This window comes from Arenibacter palladensis (assembly GCF_900129275.1).
GTDB classification, from domain to species: Bacteria; Bacteroidota; Bacteroidia; order Flavobacteriales; family Flavobacteriaceae; genus Arenibacter; species Arenibacter palladensis.
Map to the genome: position 1 here is coordinate 166,832 of NZ_FQUX01000006.1, position 19,013 is coordinate 185,844.

Genomic DNA, 19,013 nt, shown 5'->3' on the forward strand with positions numbered 1-19,013 from the left:
AACTATGAAGGTAGGAGGATCAATATTTTATTTCATATACCCCATTCCCATAACCACCATCATTTCTGACTAGAAGTTTATGGTGTTGGACGTCATAATTCCAAAACACCTCCTTTTCCAACAGTTTTCCATCCAGCGACACCGATTTCGGGATTTTGCTGAAATGAATCCTTAACAGATGGGCGAATTTTGTTCCTTCCACGGAAAGTCTCAAAGTACCAGCTGTTACTTCATAAGAAATGGTACTTTCACCCGCGGTATCCGTATGATGATAAACAAAACTATTTTCACCTTTGGGATATACTAAAATGGTAGTATAGCCTTCGGAATCCCCATTTCCCAATCCGGTATAGGATCGCTTAATATCCATAGGAACAATGGCCCCTTCCTTAATATAGACTGGATATTCGTCCATTGGAAAATCCCGCTTAATTTCAACCTCTCCATCAATGAGTTTATGATCATCAAAAAAGTACCTCCATTGACCTTTTGGCAAGGTAACGGTCCTAGTTTTAGAATCCATATATATTGGGGCCACCAAAAAATCATCCCCGAACATATAGTGATATTTGCCTTTTTTTAGTGGAGTCTGCAATCTTTTTCCTCCGTTATGGGCCGTTACCACATAGTGGTACATATAGGGCACCAATTCCGTATGCAACCAGGAAAACTTCCGTATTACCTGAAGCTCCTCTTCTGTTCTTTTCCATAGTCGCCTTTCTCCATGGCCCCCATTCATGAAGAGACCGCAAAAAGTGGAAAATTGCGTCCAACGCATATAAAGTCGAGCAGGAATCGTTTTCCCCGAGAATCCGGCTACATCAGACCCTACAATATTATATCCCAAGTCTGCACTTTTTAGGACACTCTCTATGGCCGATTCAAAACCTTGGATTCCATCCAAAGCGATATCCACATTCTCACCCCCACTTTCCATGATCATTTCATCGGTAACCCATTCGTGCTTCTGATCGCCTACCCAATTCACAGGGGAAGCATCAATGGGCGAAAAGCCTTCAGGATGAAAGCCACGGTCTATAGATCTGGAAAGCGTTACAAATTCAGGATTTTGGGAAAGCCCATGCGCATATTCGTCCCTATAATAGTGGTCCATATAGGTTCTAGTAGTCATAATTCCTTTGGAAGAACGCTTATAAAAAATTGGCAAGGGACCCAACTGGTTCCAAAAAAGGGTTGCGGTACCATCCAGCTTCCATCCATCTATACCAAGATCAAAAACATTTTGTTGCAACCCACGCCACCAATCCATGGCTTTATCATTCGTATAATCTATAAAACCACCCTCACCTTTCCACCATTTATTGGGGTGGCGGGATTTAACCAAGAAACCATTATCCATTGCCCTTTGATACCAATCCTTGGAATCCTTAATGTTGGCATCCTTACTAAAACTATTCACCATGGAAGTCATCCAGAGAACCACCCTATAATTACTGTCCTGTAGCTTCTTAAACCACTGATCCGGCTTCTTGTACAGGCTCGTATCAATTTCAAAATCATTATAGCGCAAAGACCAGGGGCTATCCAAAATAATGGTTCTAACGGGAATGTCATTTTCTTTATACCCTGCCAACAATTCATCTACATAATCTGAAGTATTAACATCATCTTCCCAAAGCCAACATTCCAATGCCCAAGGAGGGGTTAAAGGCGGATTTCCATGTCGCTGACTATTGAACGGTATTCCCCATACAGGGAAAATCCAATAAAAATAAGTGACAACAGTTAAAGTCGCCAAAACCCAAATACTAATTTTTAGAGCTTTACTTTTCAATTTAAATTTTTTACTTTTCTAAAGAATCTAAAATATATGGCCACTAGTGTATAGACCATAAAAACAGACCCTATTGTCAGCAGCAAGGAACTATACTCCGCAAACACCTTACTATAGCCTTTTACCGAATTGCCCCGAACCATATAATACAGACCCAAGACAACCAAAAACAGGGCACTTAACATACCCGTTAAGGCCATTCTTTTATGCATCGGAATAAAATGTTCCCTTCTGTAATTCCAAAGCAGTTGGAACAAAACCAACCACAAAGCCCAGGATAATACTTGCCAAACATTAAGGGTCCTAAAATAATTCACCAAAGTAATAAAGGGTTGGAACAATAAATTTTCTCCAGAATAAAAAGGTCGGTCCTGGTACATAAGTACCTTAACCTTACTTTGATCCATATTTCTTATTATTTCCAAAATAGATTTTTCCTTTTTATGAGGATCCATTTCGTGCCAATTTGGAATTTGGAAAGCATTCCATATGCCACACGCCCTACCATAACCATGAAAATCAAGTCCACCGATCATAAGGAGTTTGTTTTCCTCGCAGAACCTTTTAAGATCCTTAAAAATGGCGCGGTCATAATATAGTTCCTTGCCCACATTTTCTATTTCAAAACCATCAACCCCTAGGTCCCTATAAAATTCCTTATCCTTTCCCTTCCCGTCAAACCAGTGATTCACAATAACCGCCCCGCCGTGTTCATGCACCAATTTCACAATTAGGGAATCGGATTTGTCCTTGGTTTCAAATTTTCCGTTCAGCCCCAATAAACTCATATGATTGGAACCTGAATGCTCTTGACCAACCATGATTAAAGGTTTTATGGGGAATTGTTTATTTCTTTGTTGGGTTACGAATTCCAATGTTTTTTTGTGATTGGCATGATCTGTTATAAAAAAGGCATCGAACCCATTTCTTTTGTGCCATGCCCACATTTTCTCTTGGGATATTAAGCCATCATGACTAAATTCTGTATGGGCGTGACTAGTTACCAATATTTCATCCGGAGTATTGTTTACAATGGTATTATTAGGCAATCTAATGAAAAGGATAACGACAAAAACTGAAAAACAAATACCGATTAACATAGGCAGGTTGCCCAAAAACCGCAATGCTGTTTGCCTTCTGTACGGAGTTGAAGCAATTTTAAATATCTTGAAGAGACTTAGGCATATATAAAAAAGCAAAATCCATAATAAGGTAATCGGCAATTCCTGTAGTGGATAAATGGCCCGGTTTAAATATAGCAGCAATCCCAATATTGGTTCAAAAACAATTCTCAATACCGGAATGTGGATATTGTATTGGGGAAGGGTTTTTAGGGTAAGGGCGTCAATAATAACGATATCAAAATGGAAAAAAAGTGCTAGGACAGCGATAACCAAAATCGGAATTGCAACAAAAGACTTTTTCAACATTTTATATTATCCATTACCAGAGGACTTCCAGACAAACCTCTTTAATAAGAAAGGATTAAAACCTTTAATTAAGTATATATAACGACAGCTGCGCAGTGCTCTTTTTAATGCACTTCATTATACTCATTCTTGTAATTAAATTGAGCTACATACTTTTTTATCTTATCTCTTTGTTCTTCCGTGAAACGGTCCAATGGTTCAGCATTATGATCTTGACAAATACCCATGGCCATCAAAGCCGCTTTGGTACCCTTTATATGCCTTGAGGAATACTCCCCTACCTCATAAATTGTCTGGTGAACCATAATCACCTTTTCCCTCAATATTTTTATTTTCTCCAAATCTTGAACCATTGCGGCCTCGTACAAATCTACAAACAGCCTTGGAAAAAAATTGGCTCCCCCGGCAACCGAACCATGGCCACCATTCAAAATGGTCTCCGGCAAAAACAGCTCGGTTCCTGCAATTATGGAAAAAGAAGGATCACTCTTAAACTCTTCTATCAACATATACAAGTAGGTCAGATCTCCCGAACTATCCTTAATGCCGATGGCCCCTAATTCCTTGGCCTTTCCAACAACATCCATGGATAAATGAAGTTTTGTACAACTGGGCATATTATACAGCATAAATGGCAAGGGAAGCATTGGCACCAAACTTTCCAGATAATCCCCCATTTCTTCCTGGGCAATTGGAAAATAATAGGGAGGTGCCACTACCAAAGCATCCGCGCCAACTTTTTTGGCATGGTCCGCTATTTCCATTGTCCCATCAATAGAGGTATCGGTAATCCCTACCAAAACCGGAACTTTTTTATTTACGATTTTACAGGTTTCGGTTATGAGCTGTTTCCTTACGGCATAACTAAGACTAGGGCCTTCCCCGGTAGTCCCTAAAATAAAAATGCCATGGACGCCGCCATTTATTAAATGGTTTAATAAATTTTTTAAACCCACAAGGTCTAGTTGCTTGTTCTCTAGCAAAGGGGTTATCATAGGTGGTATTATTCCTTTTATAGCCAATTTCATCATTGTATAATTAAAGGATTAGTACTAAAAAATGACAATACCTACCGATAGACAAAAAGTTGCAATTACAGATTTCATAATGGTTGGTTTTTAGGTTGTTTATGAATTTATATCAGATCAACAAATCCGATAATTCCATAATCGGACCTACTGATACTAATTATATAAAACTTGATTTGCTGCTCTAACAAAATAAACGCAATTTAAAATCCCCTGCCACTACAATATTGTTTTAATTGCATTATATTTTAACCTTATTTCTGAATAATTTAATTATATTAGTCCTATATTGTCAATATACCAAGCTATGGAATTTATTTTTGAAAAAATTTTTGTCCCCAATAAGCATTCGTTTATATCGAGAAAATTACCCTTGGCATCAAATGCCAGAATACATTCCCATAGGAATTTTGAATTAAACTTCATCACTTCTGGATCCGGGAGAAGAATAGTTGGCGACAACATTTCTGGATTTGAAAAAGGTGATCTGGTTCTCCTTGGGCCCAATTTGCCGCATTGCTGGGAAGCCTTGGATTTTGAAAAAGGCAATGACCCCTTTTGCATTGTTACCCACTTTTCGGAAGATATCATTAACTCCGATTTTTTTAGGATGCCGGAGCTGGAACAAGTGGTAGACCTTTTGAAACAATCGAGCACCGGACTTCGTTTTAAACTTAATAATGACAGCCATATTAGGCAAAGTCTAGAGAAAATGACCCAATTGGAAGGTCTGGAGTATTATATAGAAATGCTAAAGATATTTAATTTTCTTTTGCAGGTAGATGAACGGGAAAACCTATCCAATCCCAATAACAGTTCGGCCGTTTTCTCCAAGAATCTGGATAAGATAAATAAGGTCTACGAATATGTTTTTCAAAACATACAGGAAGGCGTTAAATTGGAAGAAGCCGCTGCCGTATTGAACATGGCACCCAGTTCCTTTTGCAGGTATTTTAAAAAGAAGACAGATCTAACCTTTATGGAATATGTAAAAAGTGTCAGGGTAGGCATAGCGGCCAAATTACTGGCGGAAACCGATAAGCAGATTACGCAGATCTGTTTTGAAAGCGGATATAACAATCTGGCCAATTTTAACCATTATTTTAAGCATATTATGGGCAAAACCCCTTCGGATTACCGAAAGACGTTTAGGTAGTTTAACAATTGGCCCAGGATCTTATTTGTCATTTTATTGGCTAAGAAATTTCCCTAAACAATATAATTAATCCACTTTTAGTAATACTTCAATTTGCAGTTGAAGTTATCCTGCTTCATGTAACCAAATGCGTTGTACACATCCTCTGATAAAGAGAACACTAACTATACTTTTCCGACTGAAGTTCGACCAATGGCATTTATAAGGAAACCGAAAAATACTACGCCGAATGAAATAAGACTTATTGGAGGTAGTCCCCCTTGCCATTTTGATGGGCTGGCCCATGTAGTATACCCCATAAAAACAAGATGTATTCCCAACATTAACAACAGTCCCAATAGAAATTCCTTTGATGTAATAATATTTATAAGTAACTCTTTATTTTTTGATCGATTTCTAAAGCACCAGTGATAAAGTCCCAATATCATAAAGCTGGCCATGCCGGCGAGCAAGCTAAAATTACCAATAACGGACAAGCTATTATCGCTAACAAAAAACTTGGGATAGTATTGGGGATTAAAAATCAAAAAACTAAGGAGCACATGAAATATGGTCAACAACAGACCGGATATCCCCAAGATTTTTCTGCTCTCCTTCCCAAAATTTAAAGTTGGAATTCCCAAATTGACCAAGGGCTTAATGGAAAAACTAAAAGTAAGCAATACTATTGAGGCCAAAGACACTCCTTTGTTCAGAATAAATATTGGTAAATCCTTCCATGCAACAGTTCCCACCACATTATATCTTAAGACCGCATAGCCAATAGAAATGGTTAAAACGGCCACAATAGTCTTCAGGTATTTTCTTTGTACACTTACCTCCATCAAAAATAATCCTCAGTTTAGTTCATAGGAAATCTATCCCTGTCTCCCAGATCTCCGTGTACACTTATGGCTATCATTGCCAAAATTGCCAATACAACAAGTACGACCAACACATAAAAGAACCATTTTTTAAGGTCTACCTTATCCATTTCCGTATAGTTGAACTGCAAGCTACCGGATCTAAGCAAGACAAAAATTATTATTATGTTCACCACATAAAGATGATGGTTAAGATGCATTTCACCCCCAAAAATCCCGGTTACGGCATAGCTCATAAACGTATAAGCCAATAGCATGGTAAAAAAGGTAATCAAAACCTCCTTTTGTGTGAATTGATCTTTTTTAAATCTCCAAAAGATGGATATCACCATTGCCAACAACACCAAAAGGACCATAATGGTGCTAAAAGATGCAATGGATTCTATATTGGGCAAATTCTCCAAACGTCTGGCAATATGGGCATAGGTCAATGATTCCCTGTAAACGATCAATGGTATAAAAAGAACCACGATAAATAGGGCCGACCAATTTTCCCATTTCGTAGCCCTAGGAATCTCCTTAGGCCACTTGGAACTAAACACCCCGTAAGCCATCCCCGAGCCACCACAAATACCGATGCAGTATTCCATAACATTCCACATATTAAAAGGGATTTGCCAGGTATTTCCCAGTACATGTAAAAAATTACCAAAACTAAAACCAATACCTCCGCCCAACATAGCGTAAAAGGCCACCCTAATCGCCGAGTTTCTCTTTTCCCTGGCCATATACCACAACATGGCCAATCCTGCACCAAAACACACGGCCCAGGCCTCTGAACGCGGAGGTGTCATTTTAAAGCCGATCTGCTCTATAAGAAAATAATAGCTGATCATTCCACCAACTGTCATTTCGGATAGCAATGCACCCCACCTTACTCTGTTATCCTTGGTAGAATCCAAGGTTAAGCCTACTAGGCCACCCCCCAATAAACCGAATAAACCTCCTATAACGAAGAGCATCCCCAAGCCGTAATACGCATTTACAAAGTTATCGGCGAAACCATAGCCTACCACCATACCATAGCTGATCATTCCTCCGGCTCCCCAACCTACTGCCGATGCCAAAGCCACCAACATCATTTTGTTATACCAATCCTTTCTGCCGGATACAAGCACTAAGGCCAAGCCTCCTATTGCCCCTGCCCAGGCCGCCCCCTGTTCATGTCCAAACTGACCCCGAATGGCCCAAGCGGTGGCTAAAGACATAGCCACGACCAAAACTTGAATTGCTATTTTATTTGTTTTCATCTGTTTATAATTTTGTAATTGATTACAAGGAAGTAATTACAAAATTTACAAACAGTTGTAATCACTTCGTTTTCGCATAAATTTATTTTAATCGTTTCATACTTTTACCAGGGTTCATTTTCTTCTTTTAATTTCAATAGTTTCAATTTCATCGCCGTTTATATCGGTCACATACAAATAGGCATTCTTCTTATTGATTTGTACATTGACAAAATGCTCTATCTTACTGGATTTCTTAGTTTCTGGTAAGGTAATCTCAATATCATATAAGGGTGCTCCTGCTCCCGCAGAGGTTATATAATGCACTCCATTCTTGGTAGCGCGGTGATAATGGTGATCATGACCATTCAAAAACACCTGAACCTTATGCCTTTCAAAAATGTCTCCCCAGAATTTTCGGGTCTGTTCGGCTTCCGCCTTTCTATTTTTCATGGCACTGTATAATGGTTTGTGTTGAAAAATGAACACGAATCCAGCTTCCTTATTCAATTCCAAAACGTTTTCCAACCACTTTTTCTGGGTAATGAAATATTCTGAGAAAGCACTTTGCCAGAAGGTATCACTATTCATTTCCGAGATAAAATTGGGTTCGGAAATTTGCTTGCCCTCACTGTCCAAAACAATAAAAAGGGCGTCCCCAACGGTGAAATAGTAGTATTTTTCATTATTGGGCAAATCGAAAAGATCGTAATAATAAGGTGAATCCTTTTCGTGGTTGCCCAAAACCGGATAGTAGGGCGTATTCTTCATAAGCTCCTTGTTCACCCCAAAAAAGGCTTCCCAATCGCTAATAGAGCGCCCATTGGCTACCAAATCCCCTGAATTGATAATAAACCTTGGATTGGTCTCCATGATTCTGGCCACTATTTTAGCATGCACATCGTGCCTGTTCCTAGAGTCGCCCGTGACTGCAAAATTAAAAGGTGTTATTTCATCTGGATAGGTAGTCAACGTACCTTTTCCTTCATCCGATCCGTCGTTAAGGACATCATATTGATACTCGGTATTGGGTTCCAGATCCCCTAAGTGAATTTTATGGTGTTTGTATTCCGCAATAGTTTTTACATTCCCTTCCTTATCGGTAATAGTGGGCGAACTTTCCAGGGTTGACCAACATATAGTGGCATCTTTGGTGCCCATTTGCTGAATATATGGGCCAAAGGCAATTTTTTCCCTTTCTTGTGCAATACTGTTGAAGCCAATAAATAAGAGGGATAAGAATAACACTTTTTGCATGATTTTGGATTTTAAAATTCGGAATACTTTATCCGACATTAGAAAAAAAATATAATAACAAATGGTTTTGGACCCCACGGCAAGCCCTGGTTCCATTAAGGAACCGATCCAAAGACCGCGGTGCAAACCAATAACCCGTTAAAAACTCAGGATTCCTTCGGTTATTAAATTACTTGAGGCCTACAGTTTTTGAAATATTGGGCTCTGGAATAAAAAGAGGCAACCCTTGCGGAATGCCTCCTTTTTAATAGTCGCTAAACTAATTCAAATAAATAATTTAGTAAGGTTCTCCAGTACCCTGCAACAACCACATTTTGGACCATGCACTATTATTACTGACATCATCTCCTTTGAACGAAGTAGTTTCCAATTTCTGAATAGCTGCTTCGGCATTCTGTGTATTGTTGTCTATCTCATCTATATGGTAGTAGAAACGCAAGGGCAAAGCCGGACGTTTGGCCGCAGGACCTGCCTGTAAATCTGGCAAGCCTGTCCTTCGATAATCGAACCAAGACTGAGCGGCAGAGGTCCAACTGGCTATCCATTTTTGTTCCATAATATCTTCCAGTCCCCCATAGGCAGCTCCAGCAATATAACTGGAATAGTCAGCTTCCAAGCCCCAAGCCTTCAGGGACTGTTTCACCCCTTCGTTATAATGGGCTTCCGCACCACCTGAAGCCCAACCTTTTAAGGCTGCCTCGGCCAGGATAAAATGCACCTCTGCCGCCGAAATCAATCGAGATTTAAGTAGTGGCCCACTAGCCTCTTTGTAAATATTATTCAATTGGGAAACATGGGGATTATAAGACCCTTGATTAAATTCCTTTTTTAAGTTATAGGCTGGCCCCAATGGTATGGCGGTAGGAAGTCCAACATATTCCTTATCAAAATCCACCGGAACACCAACAATATCCAAATGATCATCTACCAATTTTTGACCTACATAGCGTTCTCCGTTCCTTATATCATCCGTATCCTCGGCCTCACCGGTAGCCAAAACCAACGGTATTTCAATTTTATTGGCCCAAACCCCTAATCTGGGATCGTCAAGTGCCTGTAATGCTTCCACCAAGGTTGCTGCCATTTTTATTCTAAAATACGCACCTTGTGGATCTACATCAAATTTAGTGTTGGTGGGCCAGGAGTCGCTTGTACTGGTACCAACGTAATCAACATTGGCGTCGTCCGAAGCATCCAATATAAGTGGATATTGCCCAGGATTGGAAGATATTCTTCTTATGCCCTCTTCCGCCAAACCAGGTTCCTTTGCCGACAATCTCATATAATAGCGCAAGGCCAGGGAATTCGCGAATTTACGCCACTGTGAAACAGTACCGCTGTAAAGTACATCCTGATTTTGTTGAATGCTAAAGTATTCACTTTGGTTTTTAGACAAAAGGGTATTGGCCCGAGCCAAATCAGTAAAAATACCCAAATAGATATCTTTTTGATCGTCAAAAGAAGCATCAAAAAACTCAGCTCCCTCGTCACCCCTAAGCGCTTGGGAATAAGGAGCATCTCCCCACAAATCCGTTATCATCCCAAAAAGATAGGCTTTCATTACCAAACCTACTCCTATATGGAATTCCAAATTATCGGCTTCCGCCTTTTCAATTAAGGTTTTGTTATTGGTCAACAGTCTGTAATACCCGCTCCAACTATGGGAATCATTGCTCCAGTCATAAGCATTATGCCCGCCAGACCAACCATCTTTTTGGGTATGTTGCATCACACCCGCCATTTCACCGAATCCCAATCCAACCACATTCTTAGCGGTTCCCGAAATCACGGTACCCACCAATAGGTTGGGATCGACATTGTCCGAACCAATTTGGTTGGGGTTTTCATTTAAATCCTCTAGACCGTGGCAGGAAACCAATACGATGAGTCCCAAAACCAATATGGCCATTTTACTTTTTATTTGATACATCATGATCTTAGTTTTTTATATTAAAATGTTATACCAATTTTAAAACCTACCGGGATTACCCAAGGATCAACATTATACCTCTCTATACCCTGTTTAAACTGTGTTCCCCTTTTATCTCTTCCGGACTCTGCCTGGAATGCCCTTTCAGGATCTACTCCAAAGGAAGAATCCTTGGTCCATAACATGATATTCCTGCTGTAAACGGATACACTAATGTTATCCAATCCTGTCCTTTCTATCACCTTGCTGGGCAGGCTATAACTTAAGGACACCTCCCTTAGTTTTATATAATCGGCATCGAACATATGGGGAGTTCCAAATTCCCAAGGATTCGCAACGGAAAAGGGAAGAAAAGTTGTTCCCACATCCCCAAGGTTTTCACTTTCCAATATAAAGTTACCATTTTCATCATGGGTTCCCCTTACCCCCGGACTAAAAACACCGTCATAAACTACGTTTCCACTAAAGGTTTCTGGCAACCCGCCATTACCTGGTGTACCACCAACGGAAAGGAAATTCTCTCCGTAAATCAATTCATCGGCTCTATCCAATACCCATTGTTTCAATTCCGGACCTGCTTCCGCTATTCCTGGATTAACCAAATTATCCAACAATTGTTGACCGTAGCCGTCCTCTACCATGTATCTTGAGGTTTGTGACATATACTGTCCTCCCGAACGCCAATCGAAGGTCATATTCAAAGTAAAGTTTTTAAATGTAAGGCTGGATTGGAGACCCATAACAAAATCTGGATTATAGTTCCCCACCTTTACACGTTCTTCCTCTGGCAACCATTCGGAATCTTCTGCCTGCCCAATAAGGGGATATCCAAAGTATGGCGAATTGGGATCGGTTACCCTTTTAATCCTAGGGGAATACAGATTTCCAACAAGTCCGTCTTCACCAGTAGCAGGATCCGCTATATAAGCTCTGGAAACACTCTTGTTCTCGCTCCACAATTCAATATAATCAACTCCTGGCGCTAAGGCAACTACTTTAGATTCGTTGGTGGTGTAGTTTAGGTTTAGGTCCCAGTTCCAGTTTTCCGTTCTTACCGGTGTTATGCCCAAAGACAATTCATACCCTTTACTCTCCAATACCCCTGCGTTTATGCTTACGCTACCGTATCCAGAAGATCCTGGTATAGGGATACTGGGAACAATTTGGTTCCTATTTTCAACCGTATAATAAGTACCTTCAAAACGAAACCTGTTGTTGAACATCGTCAAATCAAGCCCCAATTCCTTGGAAGTAGCCTCTTCAGGCTCCAAGGTAGGTGTACTTAAACTTCCTGGTGCGGAATACAATACCGCATTCTCCCATTGTCCGGCATTATTGTAATATGCACCCAACTGATAGGGACTGGTGTCGTTACCAACTCTGGCCCAACCTCCCCTAAGTTTTAATAGATCTACCTTAGGAATATCCACAACCTCGCTCAGCAAAAAACTCAAGGAAGCTGAAGGATAAAAATAAGAACGATTATCTACTGGTAACGTACTGGACCAATCGTTCCTGGCCGTTACATCCAGATACAACATGTCCATAAAACCAAAGTTACCCAAGGCATACACACTATTGATTCCCCTTTCACTTATAAAACTGGAATAATTCAATGCCGTTGGGGCAATGTTTGAAACCGTAAAAAGGTCTGGCACCACAAGTCCCACACGTGATGAGGCCGAATTATTCAAGCCTGAATTCTTTTGGTACATAAGGTTTCCACCCCCGGAGATACTGAAATCAAAATTGCCAAAATCCTTTGTAAAAGTGGCCAATAGGTCTACGTTGGTCTCCACACCATCTGTCTTGGAGATACCATAGGTACCATTGTTGGATTCCGCACTATAACCTGGAGACATTTTGGTCTCTTGGGTCTGATTATAACTATTCAAATTATAACTACTTCGCAACTTAAAGGAAGGAGAAATATTCCAATCCAACACCATGTTTCCATAGACCCTGTATCGGGAATAACTGTTATTTACACCATAAGCCAAGAAATAAGGGTTATTGTAGCCTGGCGCCAAGGTTAATACATCTGTTCCAGGAAGGTCATAATCCCTCAAAAGGCCCAAATCAATATTGGCCGGGGTAGAATATGCCCATTGTAAAGGATTGGCACCCCTGTTGGAGGCCGGCCTGTTATCAGCATAACTGTGCACCACGTTTACATTGGTACTCAAAATTAACTTATCGTTTAGACTAGATGAGGCCGATAAGGAGAAACTATTCCTGTTAACATCGGAATTAGGGACAAGACCGGTATTCTGCATATTGGTCACGCCCATTCTATAGTTCATAAACTCTGTACTATTGGTAACCTCAAGACTATTGGTGGTTGTAATTCCGGTCTGCACAAAATTCTTTACATTATTTGGGTATGATTTCAATTCCGTTGGAATGGGAACCCCATTGGCATCCACAGGAGCGTTCCACTGTACCGCGAAATATCCACGATCCAATTCCGGACCACCGTTACCCCCAGATAATTGAACATCCGGAAGCAGGTAACTACCACCTTGCGATTCAGGAGAAAAAGAGAACAGACCTGAAGCAAACCTAGTTTGTTGTTCCAGGAATCTATAAGGAACATCGAACACCGTATTGGTAGTAAAGGAAACTTTCATTTTTTCCTTGTCCTTGGCTTTTTTGGTAGTAATCAATACTACCCCATTACCTGCTCGGGATCCATATAAGGCAGCGGCGCTAGGCCCTTTAAGAATACTTACATCTTCTATGCTATTTGGATCCAAATCCGATACGGCATTTCCGTAATCCACTCGGTTGTCACTACCAAAACCTCCTATGTTGTTCAAAGAGTTGGTAACCGGAACCCCATCTATAACAAATAACGGTTGGTTGTCCGAACTAAGGGAGATGGCCCCACGAATTACCATACTTACCGAAGAACCTGTACCTCCTGTGGAGTTTAGCGTTACACCCGCTACCTTTCCAGACAGCGAATTTAAAACGTTTTCCTGGGCAACCCTTGTTAGCTCCTCTCCTGCAACATTTTCTACGGAATAACCCAAAGACTTATCTTCCCTTTTTATACCCAGGGCCGTTACTACCACCTCGTCCAATGCCTGCGCACCAGGGGCCAAGGCAATATTCATGGAGGTTTTTCCGTTTACCGCGACTTCCTGAGTTTCAAAACCTAAATAGGAATAAACTAAGGTACCGTTACCGTTGGGAACATTAATACTGTAGTTACCATCAAAATCTGATGAAACTCCCTGGGAAGTCCCTTTAAGAACGATACTAACTCCCGGCAATGGCATGCCATCTTCGGAAGATGTAACGCTACCCGTTACCGTATGTTGAGCAGATTGGGCCATTAGCGAAGTGGTGCAGAAAACTAGCAACACCATGGACATTTGCCCAAACATCCGAATTTTATTTTTTAAATATGTGTTCATAGAATTGTTTTGTAGTTAGTTATTTATTTTAAATGTTTACCACATAAATGATTAGTTCACAACTTCAAAAGTAAACACCAAGGCATGCGTATTTACCCCAATATAATCTTGTGAAGCCGCCATAAACATAACCACCCTCATAGAATTATCCTTTATTTCCTGCACAATCACCTTACTCTGAAAATCCTTGAACCCAAGAAAACCATTTCCAGAAAAATCAAGCGTGGTTACATTACCAAAAGTTAGTACACCCCCTGGACCATATACCGAAGGCACATTCAAATCCTCATTTTCCACATAAGTAAAAGTTAGATTATCATCCGGTGTAAACAGTCCCGTACAAAGACCATAATCCTGACCATTGGCATTTACAACACCTCCGAAGCCCGCAGTTACAATTTGGTAAACCAAACCACTAAAAACCGCACCATCGGCCTTGGTATCAATCTCATAACCTCCCTCGAAATGAAAAGTAAAAGTATCCTCGTAAACTTCACCCATCCCTAACAATCCTAATATTCCAGTGGCCAATGGTTGCTCTATTGGGCTGAAATCAGCATCAGCATCCGCCAACTTATCAGCTGCTGAATGTGCACTTGCAATCCTCCATGTTTTACCATTGGTAGCAGTTGGTCCACCAGTAAGTAATATATAAGGAGTAAGATCAATAGCAAGTATAACCTCCTTGCTAATAGAACTTCCATCTGCAGATGTGGCCGTTAACTTGGCAGTATAGTAACCACCATCAGAATAAACATGCACCGGGTTTTTCTCACTGCTAGTAGTTCCATCCCCAAAATCCCACGTCCATGAGACAGCATTGTTGGTCAACCCTTGGAAGGCTACTTTTTTCCCGACGACACTTTGAAATATATCAGCGGAAAAAGGAATATCATTCGAACTAGAACTATCATCTGAGCTACAGGAAGACAGGGACAGCATCATCGAAAATAAAATTCCATACAACAGTATTAGATTTTTTTTAGTCATAAATAACAGTTTTTAGTTAGTTTTTTCTGCCATCAAAGATCAAAAATTAACGATTGCCAAAACCTTGTTCCCAGCTTGATAACCTCTAGTTAACGATATGTTAATATCAGGACCTTCTGATTGCACTATTACCAAAAATATATTTAAATTTTTCAAAACAATTCAGATATATTATTAAATATGCATTAAATATTAACCCTCGATTTAAGAAATTAAATATATTTTTGTAAAATAAGTCAATATTCTTATTAAGTTTTATGCATGCATAATAGGAGCATTTTTAACATTTAAATGTGAAGATTTATGAAAATTAATTCTTACAAAGCTTGTAAGTCGATGTTGACTCTGCAAATCTTTATCTTTTTTGTTTCTTTCCATATACATTCCCAGCAACTAAAGGCGGGTGCGGCCAAACGAATAATTACCCCTGACCCCTTGATTGCGGTTTCTGGCGGTGTGGGCACCCCTAAACCCGCCACCGAAAAGAAAGGTGAGCTTTATGTTAGAGCCATGGTACTGGCAAAGGGAAACGAAAAAATTGCCATCGTTAATATCGACAATCTGGGATGGCCGGCAGCATTGGGCAATAGAGCAAGGAAATTGATCAAGGACATTCCGTTCAACAACATACTAATCGGTGCTACGCATACCCATAGCGCTCCCGATGCGTATGCATTCCCTGATGAAAAAGGTAATAATGCAGCCGATTTAAAATATCTTGACTGGTGCGTCTCCCAAATTGCCGATGCCGTAAATGAGGCTTCAGCAAATCTGGAACCCGCAAAATTAAAAATAGCCGTTGGCGAAGCCCAAGGCAAAATAGCCTACAATTATTACGCCCCTGAATTGTACGACCCCAGATGCGGTATAATACAGGCACTGGGAACCAAGGGTAAAAACAAGGATCTACCCATAGTAACTTTGGTAAACTATGCCATTCATCCAGAGATCATAGGTAGCGATCAGGGAATATTGAGTCCAGATCTAATAGGCCCCTTGTACGATAGAATTGAAGCCAAGGCAGGTGGAATGGCCTTGTTTATGAACGGTGCCCAAGGAGGAATGGTAACGGCAGACAATAGGCGGGACAATAATATGGAAGCCAATGATTGGGAAGAATGCAAGCGCATAGGGAACCTTTTGGCAGACGAGGCCCTGAGGATTTTATCCGAGGCCAAGATTCAGGAGGATCCAAAAATCTATTGTGCCTCCACCCAGGCCGAATTCCCAATAGATTCGGAAATGATGCGGTATATTATAAACAATTCGCCTTTAAAAATGGGCAACTCCGACCGTTTTGTTAATACAACCCTTAACCTATTAAATATTGGATCGGCCCAAATACTCACCATACCTGGTGAAGCCCTACCCAATATAGGTTACTATTTAAAAAGAAATATGCCTACAGAACATCCTTTTCTTTTTGGGCTGACCAATGATGCATTTGGGTATATTTTGACCAAAGAAGATTTTAACAGTTTTAAAAGATATATGTATGTAAGTCGCACTAGTCTCGGGGAAAAAACAGGAGAAATCCTTATCAATGATTTATTGACCCTTATCCAAAACAGTCCAAAACCTGATAAGTAATACAATTCTTAACCTTTTAATACAAGTTCCAAATGAAAAAGTTGGTTTCTATTTTTTTATCGATATCCTTATTATTTGTTTTTTCCTGTAAGGACAGTCCAAAAAAACTGGTGGAAAACATTGCCCCAGCGGCAACTAAAATAACTCCTTCCATTGCGTTGCAAAGCTACCTAAACAATGACGATACAACGTATAAATGGGAACTGAAGGAGAATTATGCCATAGGGGATGTAACCGCCTATGAGCTTATGCTGACCTCCCAAAAATGGCGCGAACATGTCTGGAACCATGAACTTACCGTATTGGTTCCCAATGAAGTTGCCCATGATGGAGCGCTACTATTAATCACAGGCGGGAGCATAAAAGAGGGGATACCCAATTGGTCATCCAATGAAGATGACAAGAAATCCATCAGTTTTGCCCAGGTAGCTGATAAGAACAAGGCCATAGTTGCCATTGTAAGACAGGTCCCTAACCAACCATTGTACGATGGCCTTACGGAAGATGCACTTATATCCTATACTCTTCACAATTATAAAAATGACAAGGACCCAACATGGCCTTTGTTATTTCCAATGGTAAAAAGCGCTGTCAGAGCCATGGATGCCGTACAGGAATTTACCAATAAAAATCTTCAAAAGGAGGTAACACGCTTTACGGTAACCGGAGCTTCAAAAAGGGGTTGGACTACCTGGTTGACCGGGGCAAACGACAAAAGGGTCGAGACCATTGCACCAATGGTAATAGATGTTTTAAATATGCCCGTAAGCTTGGATTATCAAATTACGGCATGGAACGAATATAGTGTACAGATCAACGACTACATTAAACTCGAAATCCCTCAAACGGTAGGAACCGAGGATGGAAAGGCCATAACGCAAATGGTAGACCCATATTCCTACAGGGCCAATTTAACCATGCCCAAATTAATATTTATCGGTACAAATGATGAATACTGGCCTGTGGATGCCATCAAAAATTACATTGATGATATTCCTGGTGAAAATTATATCCATTATGTACCCAATGCCGGCCATGACTTAGGTGACGGAGAACAGGCCATAAGGGCCCTGAGCGCCTTTTGGGGCAAATCCCTGAAGAAATCGCCACAGGCCTCATTGTCCTATGGCCTAACGACCGATAATACCTCGGCGACCCTAACGGTCAAAACCACTTCCGATGAACTTGAAAATGCCTATATATGGTCTGCAGATTCCTCGGATCGGGACTTTAGGGACGAAACATGGACCTCCAAAAAATTGGACTCCAAAAACCATGGCCAGATTTTACAGCAGGTAAAATTTCCTAAAAGTGGTTATAAGGCATTTTATATAGATTTGGAGTATAAAGACCCCAACGGCGGGAAATACACCAAGAGTACAAGAATGTATGTAGCGGACGACGATGAAATCCTATAAGAAAAAACGGATATATTGGTTTTTTGGTATTATCGCCATTCTCTTCCTATTGGCATTTACCATCATTTACGCCGGTGATACTAGTGAGACTTTTCCGGTAAGGGAATATTATACCTATGACAAGGCTATCCCGCTTAAAGATACCCTTAGTCTATTAAAGGACACTACAGATTTTAAGTTATATCACTTATCTTACTATAGTGTTCACCATAAAAAGGTAACAGGCCTTCTGAGTCTACCCAAAATTGCCACTTCTCCCCTACCGGTAGTTATATTAATGCACGGTCTTGGAGACAACAAGAACGTGGATTATGTATCCTACGGAAACGAACTTTTCCTTAAAAACGGTTATGCCGTGTTAAGGATAGACTTTAGCGGGCACGGGGAAAGAAAAGAAGATGTTTATGATTTTAACCTTACTGGAAAATATAAACACTGGAGCAGGGACATTATTAGTCAGACCGTATTAGACCTAAGACGGGCGGTCGACTTTATCGAAACACGGGAAGAACTGGATGCCCAGAGAATTGGATACTACGGCATCAGTTTAGGAGGCATTACAGGCACCATTTTTTGCGGAATAGATAATCGAATAAAAGTTCCTATAGTGGCCTTGGCCGGTGGACAATTAAATTTATTGTACGAAAAAGAAGCATTGACCAAGGAGGCAAAAGATTTTGTCAGTATTATTGAACCCTTAAACTTTGTAAAGCAGATTGCTCCCCGTCCTTTACTTATGTTAAATGCGAAAAATGATGAAATAGTACCCCCCTTAATGAGCAGACTGCTTTTTAAAGCCGCAGAAGAACCCAAAGAAATTATATGGTACGATGCAAAACATCGGGATGCCCCAATAGACATCATTTATGGAGATGGGCTCAACTGGTTTAAAAAATATTTATAAC

The 19,013-nt window shown here is 40.4% G+C and carries 13 protein-coding genes; 4 read left to right on the forward strand and 9 right to left on the reverse strand.

Annotated features, from left to right (window positions below):
• Positions 1–19 precede the first annotated feature (19 nt).
• From BUA60_RS16245 to BUA60_RS16255, 3 genes are all read right to left on the reverse strand, one after another.
• Positions 20–1,795 carry a TIM-barrel domain-containing protein gene (locus BUA60_RS16245; protein WP_072863491.1) on the reverse strand — a complete coding sequence of 592 codons (1,776 nt, stop codon included), beginning with the start codon at positions 1,793–1,795 and terminating at the stop codon, positions 20–22.
• Entirely contained in the window at positions 1,792–3,225 is a 1,434-nt protein-coding gene (locus BUA60_RS16250) for a PHP domain-containing protein (protein ID WP_072863493.1), read from the reverse strand. The genes BUA60_RS16245 and BUA60_RS16250 overlap by 4 nt, the downstream gene beginning before the upstream one ends.
• A gap of 104 nt (positions 3,226–3,329) precedes the next feature.
• The gene (locus BUA60_RS16255; RefSeq protein ID WP_072863495.1) at positions 3,330–4,256 is read right to left on the reverse strand and encodes a dihydrodipicolinate synthase family protein; all 927 of its coding nucleotides are present in this window, start codon (positions 4,254–4,256) and stop codon (positions 3,330–3,332) included.
• 304 nt (positions 4,257–4,560) lie between these two features.
• Between BUA60_RS16255 and BUA60_RS16260 the strand changes: the two genes are divergently transcribed.
• Positions 4,561–5,409, forward strand: a complete 849-nt coding sequence (locus BUA60_RS16260; RefSeq protein ID WP_072863497.1) for an AraC family transcriptional regulator — start codon at positions 4,561–4,563, stop codon at positions 5,407–5,409.
• Between the two features lie 164 nt (positions 5,410–5,573).
• On the opposite strand, the gene BUA60_RS16265 is transcribed toward BUA60_RS16260, so the two are convergent.
• The 6 genes from BUA60_RS16265 to BUA60_RS23390 all read right to left on the reverse strand — a co-directional run bounded on the left by BUA60_RS16265 (position 5,574) and on the right by BUA60_RS23390 (position 15,100).
• Positions 5,574–6,233, reverse strand: a complete 660-nt coding sequence (locus BUA60_RS16265; protein ID WP_072863499.1) for a hypothetical protein — start codon at positions 6,231–6,233, stop codon at positions 5,574–5,576.
• Between the two features lie 17 nt (positions 6,234–6,250).
• A complete protein-coding gene (locus BUA60_RS16270) occupies positions 6,251–7,522 on the reverse strand; it encodes a hypothetical protein (RefSeq protein ID WP_072863501.1) in 1,272 nt (423 codons plus the stop codon).
• Between the two features lie 114 nt (positions 7,523–7,636).
• Complete coding sequence (locus tag BUA60_RS16275) at positions 7,637–8,758, reverse strand: metallophosphoesterase family protein (RefSeq protein WP_178347016.1); 1,122 nt, start codon at positions 8,756–8,758, stop codon at positions 7,637–7,639.
• A gap of 277 nt (positions 8,759–9,035) precedes the next feature.
• The gene (locus BUA60_RS16280; protein WP_072863505.1) at positions 9,036–10,691 is read right to left on the reverse strand and encodes a SusD/RagB family nutrient-binding outer membrane lipoprotein; all 1,656 of its coding nucleotides are present in this window, start codon (positions 10,689–10,691) and stop codon (positions 9,036–9,038) included.
• A 17-nt stretch (positions 10,692–10,708) separates the two neighbouring features.
• On the reverse strand, positions 10,709–14,110 hold the full coding sequence (locus BUA60_RS16285) for a SusC/RagA family TonB-linked outer membrane protein (RefSeq protein WP_218587934.1): 3,402 nt from the start codon (positions 14,108–14,110) through the stop codon (positions 10,709–10,711).
• 51 nt (positions 14,111–14,161) lie between these two features.
• The gene (locus tag BUA60_RS23390) at positions 14,162–15,100 is read right to left on the reverse strand and encodes a PKD domain-containing protein (protein ID WP_072863507.1); all 939 of its coding nucleotides are present in this window, start codon (positions 15,098–15,100) and stop codon (positions 14,162–14,164) included.
• 303 nt (positions 15,101–15,403) lie between these two features.
• On the opposite strand from BUA60_RS23390, the gene BUA60_RS16295 reads away from it, so the two are divergent.
• The 3 genes from BUA60_RS16295 to BUA60_RS16305 are packed head-to-tail and all read left to right on the forward strand — an operon-like array spanning position 15,404 to position 19,012.
• Positions 15,404–16,690 carry a hypothetical protein gene (locus BUA60_RS16295; protein ID WP_218587935.1) on the forward strand — a complete coding sequence of 429 codons (1,287 nt, stop codon included), beginning with the start codon at positions 15,404–15,406 and terminating at the stop codon, positions 16,688–16,690.
• A 32-nt stretch (positions 16,691–16,722) separates the two neighbouring features.
• Positions 16,723–18,108 carry a PhoPQ-activated pathogenicity-related family protein gene (locus BUA60_RS16300; RefSeq protein WP_072863511.1) on the forward strand — a complete coding sequence of 462 codons (1,386 nt, stop codon included), beginning with the start codon at positions 16,723–16,725 and terminating at the stop codon, positions 18,106–18,108.
• Positions 18,095–19,012 (forward strand): alpha/beta hydrolase, encoded by a 918-nt coding sequence (locus tag BUA60_RS16305; protein ID WP_072863513.1) that lies wholly within the window; start codon positions 18,095–18,097, stop codon positions 19,010–19,012. The genes BUA60_RS16300 and BUA60_RS16305 overlap by 14 nt, the downstream gene beginning before the upstream one ends.
• The last annotated feature ends 1 nt before the right edge of the window (position 19,013 follow it).

Excerpts from the sequence above, each read along its gene's own strand:
- BUA60_RS16250 (WP_072863493.1), bottom strand. The coding sequence starts at position 3,225 with ATGTTGAAAAAGTCTTTTGTTGCAATTCCGATTTTGGTTATCGCTGTC.
- BUA60_RS16255 (WP_072863495.1), bottom strand. The coding sequence starts at position 4,256 with ATGATGAAATTGGCTATAAAAGGAATAATACCACCTATGATAACCCCT.
- BUA60_RS16260 (WP_072863497.1), top strand. The coding sequence starts at position 4,561 with ATGGAATTTATTTTTGAAAAAATTTTTGTCCCCAATAAGCATTCGTTT.
- BUA60_RS16265 (WP_072863499.1), bottom strand. The coding sequence starts at position 6,233 with ATGGAGGTAAGTGTACAAAGAAAATACCTGAAGACTATTGTGGCCGTT.
- BUA60_RS16270 (WP_072863501.1), bottom strand. The coding sequence starts at position 7,522 with ATGAAAACAAATAAAATAGCAATTCAAGTTTTGGTCGTGGCTATGTCT.
- BUA60_RS16275 (WP_178347016.1), bottom strand. The coding sequence starts at position 8,758 with ATGCAAAAAGTGTTATTCTTATCCCTCTTATTTATTGGCTTCAACAGT.
- BUA60_RS16280 (WP_072863505.1), bottom strand. The coding sequence starts at position 10,691 with ATGATGTATCAAATAAAAAGTAAAATGGCCATATTGGTTTTGGGACTC.
- BUA60_RS16285 (WP_218587934.1), bottom strand. The coding sequence starts at position 14,110 with ATGAACACATATTTAAAAAATAAAATTCGGATGTTTGGGCAAATGTCC.
- BUA60_RS23390 (WP_072863507.1), bottom strand. The coding sequence starts at position 15,100 with ATGACTAAAAAAAATCTAATACTGTTGTATGGAATTTTATTTTCGATG.
- BUA60_RS16295 (WP_218587935.1), top strand. The coding sequence starts at position 15,404 with ATGAAAATTAATTCTTACAAAGCTTGTAAGTCGATGTTGACTCTGCAA.
- BUA60_RS16300 (WP_072863511.1), top strand. The coding sequence starts at position 16,723 with ATGAAAAAGTTGGTTTCTATTTTTTTATCGATATCCTTATTATTTGTT.
- BUA60_RS16305 (WP_072863513.1), top strand. The coding sequence starts at position 18,095 with ATGAAATCCTATAAGAAAAAACGGATATATTGGTTTTTTGGTATTATC.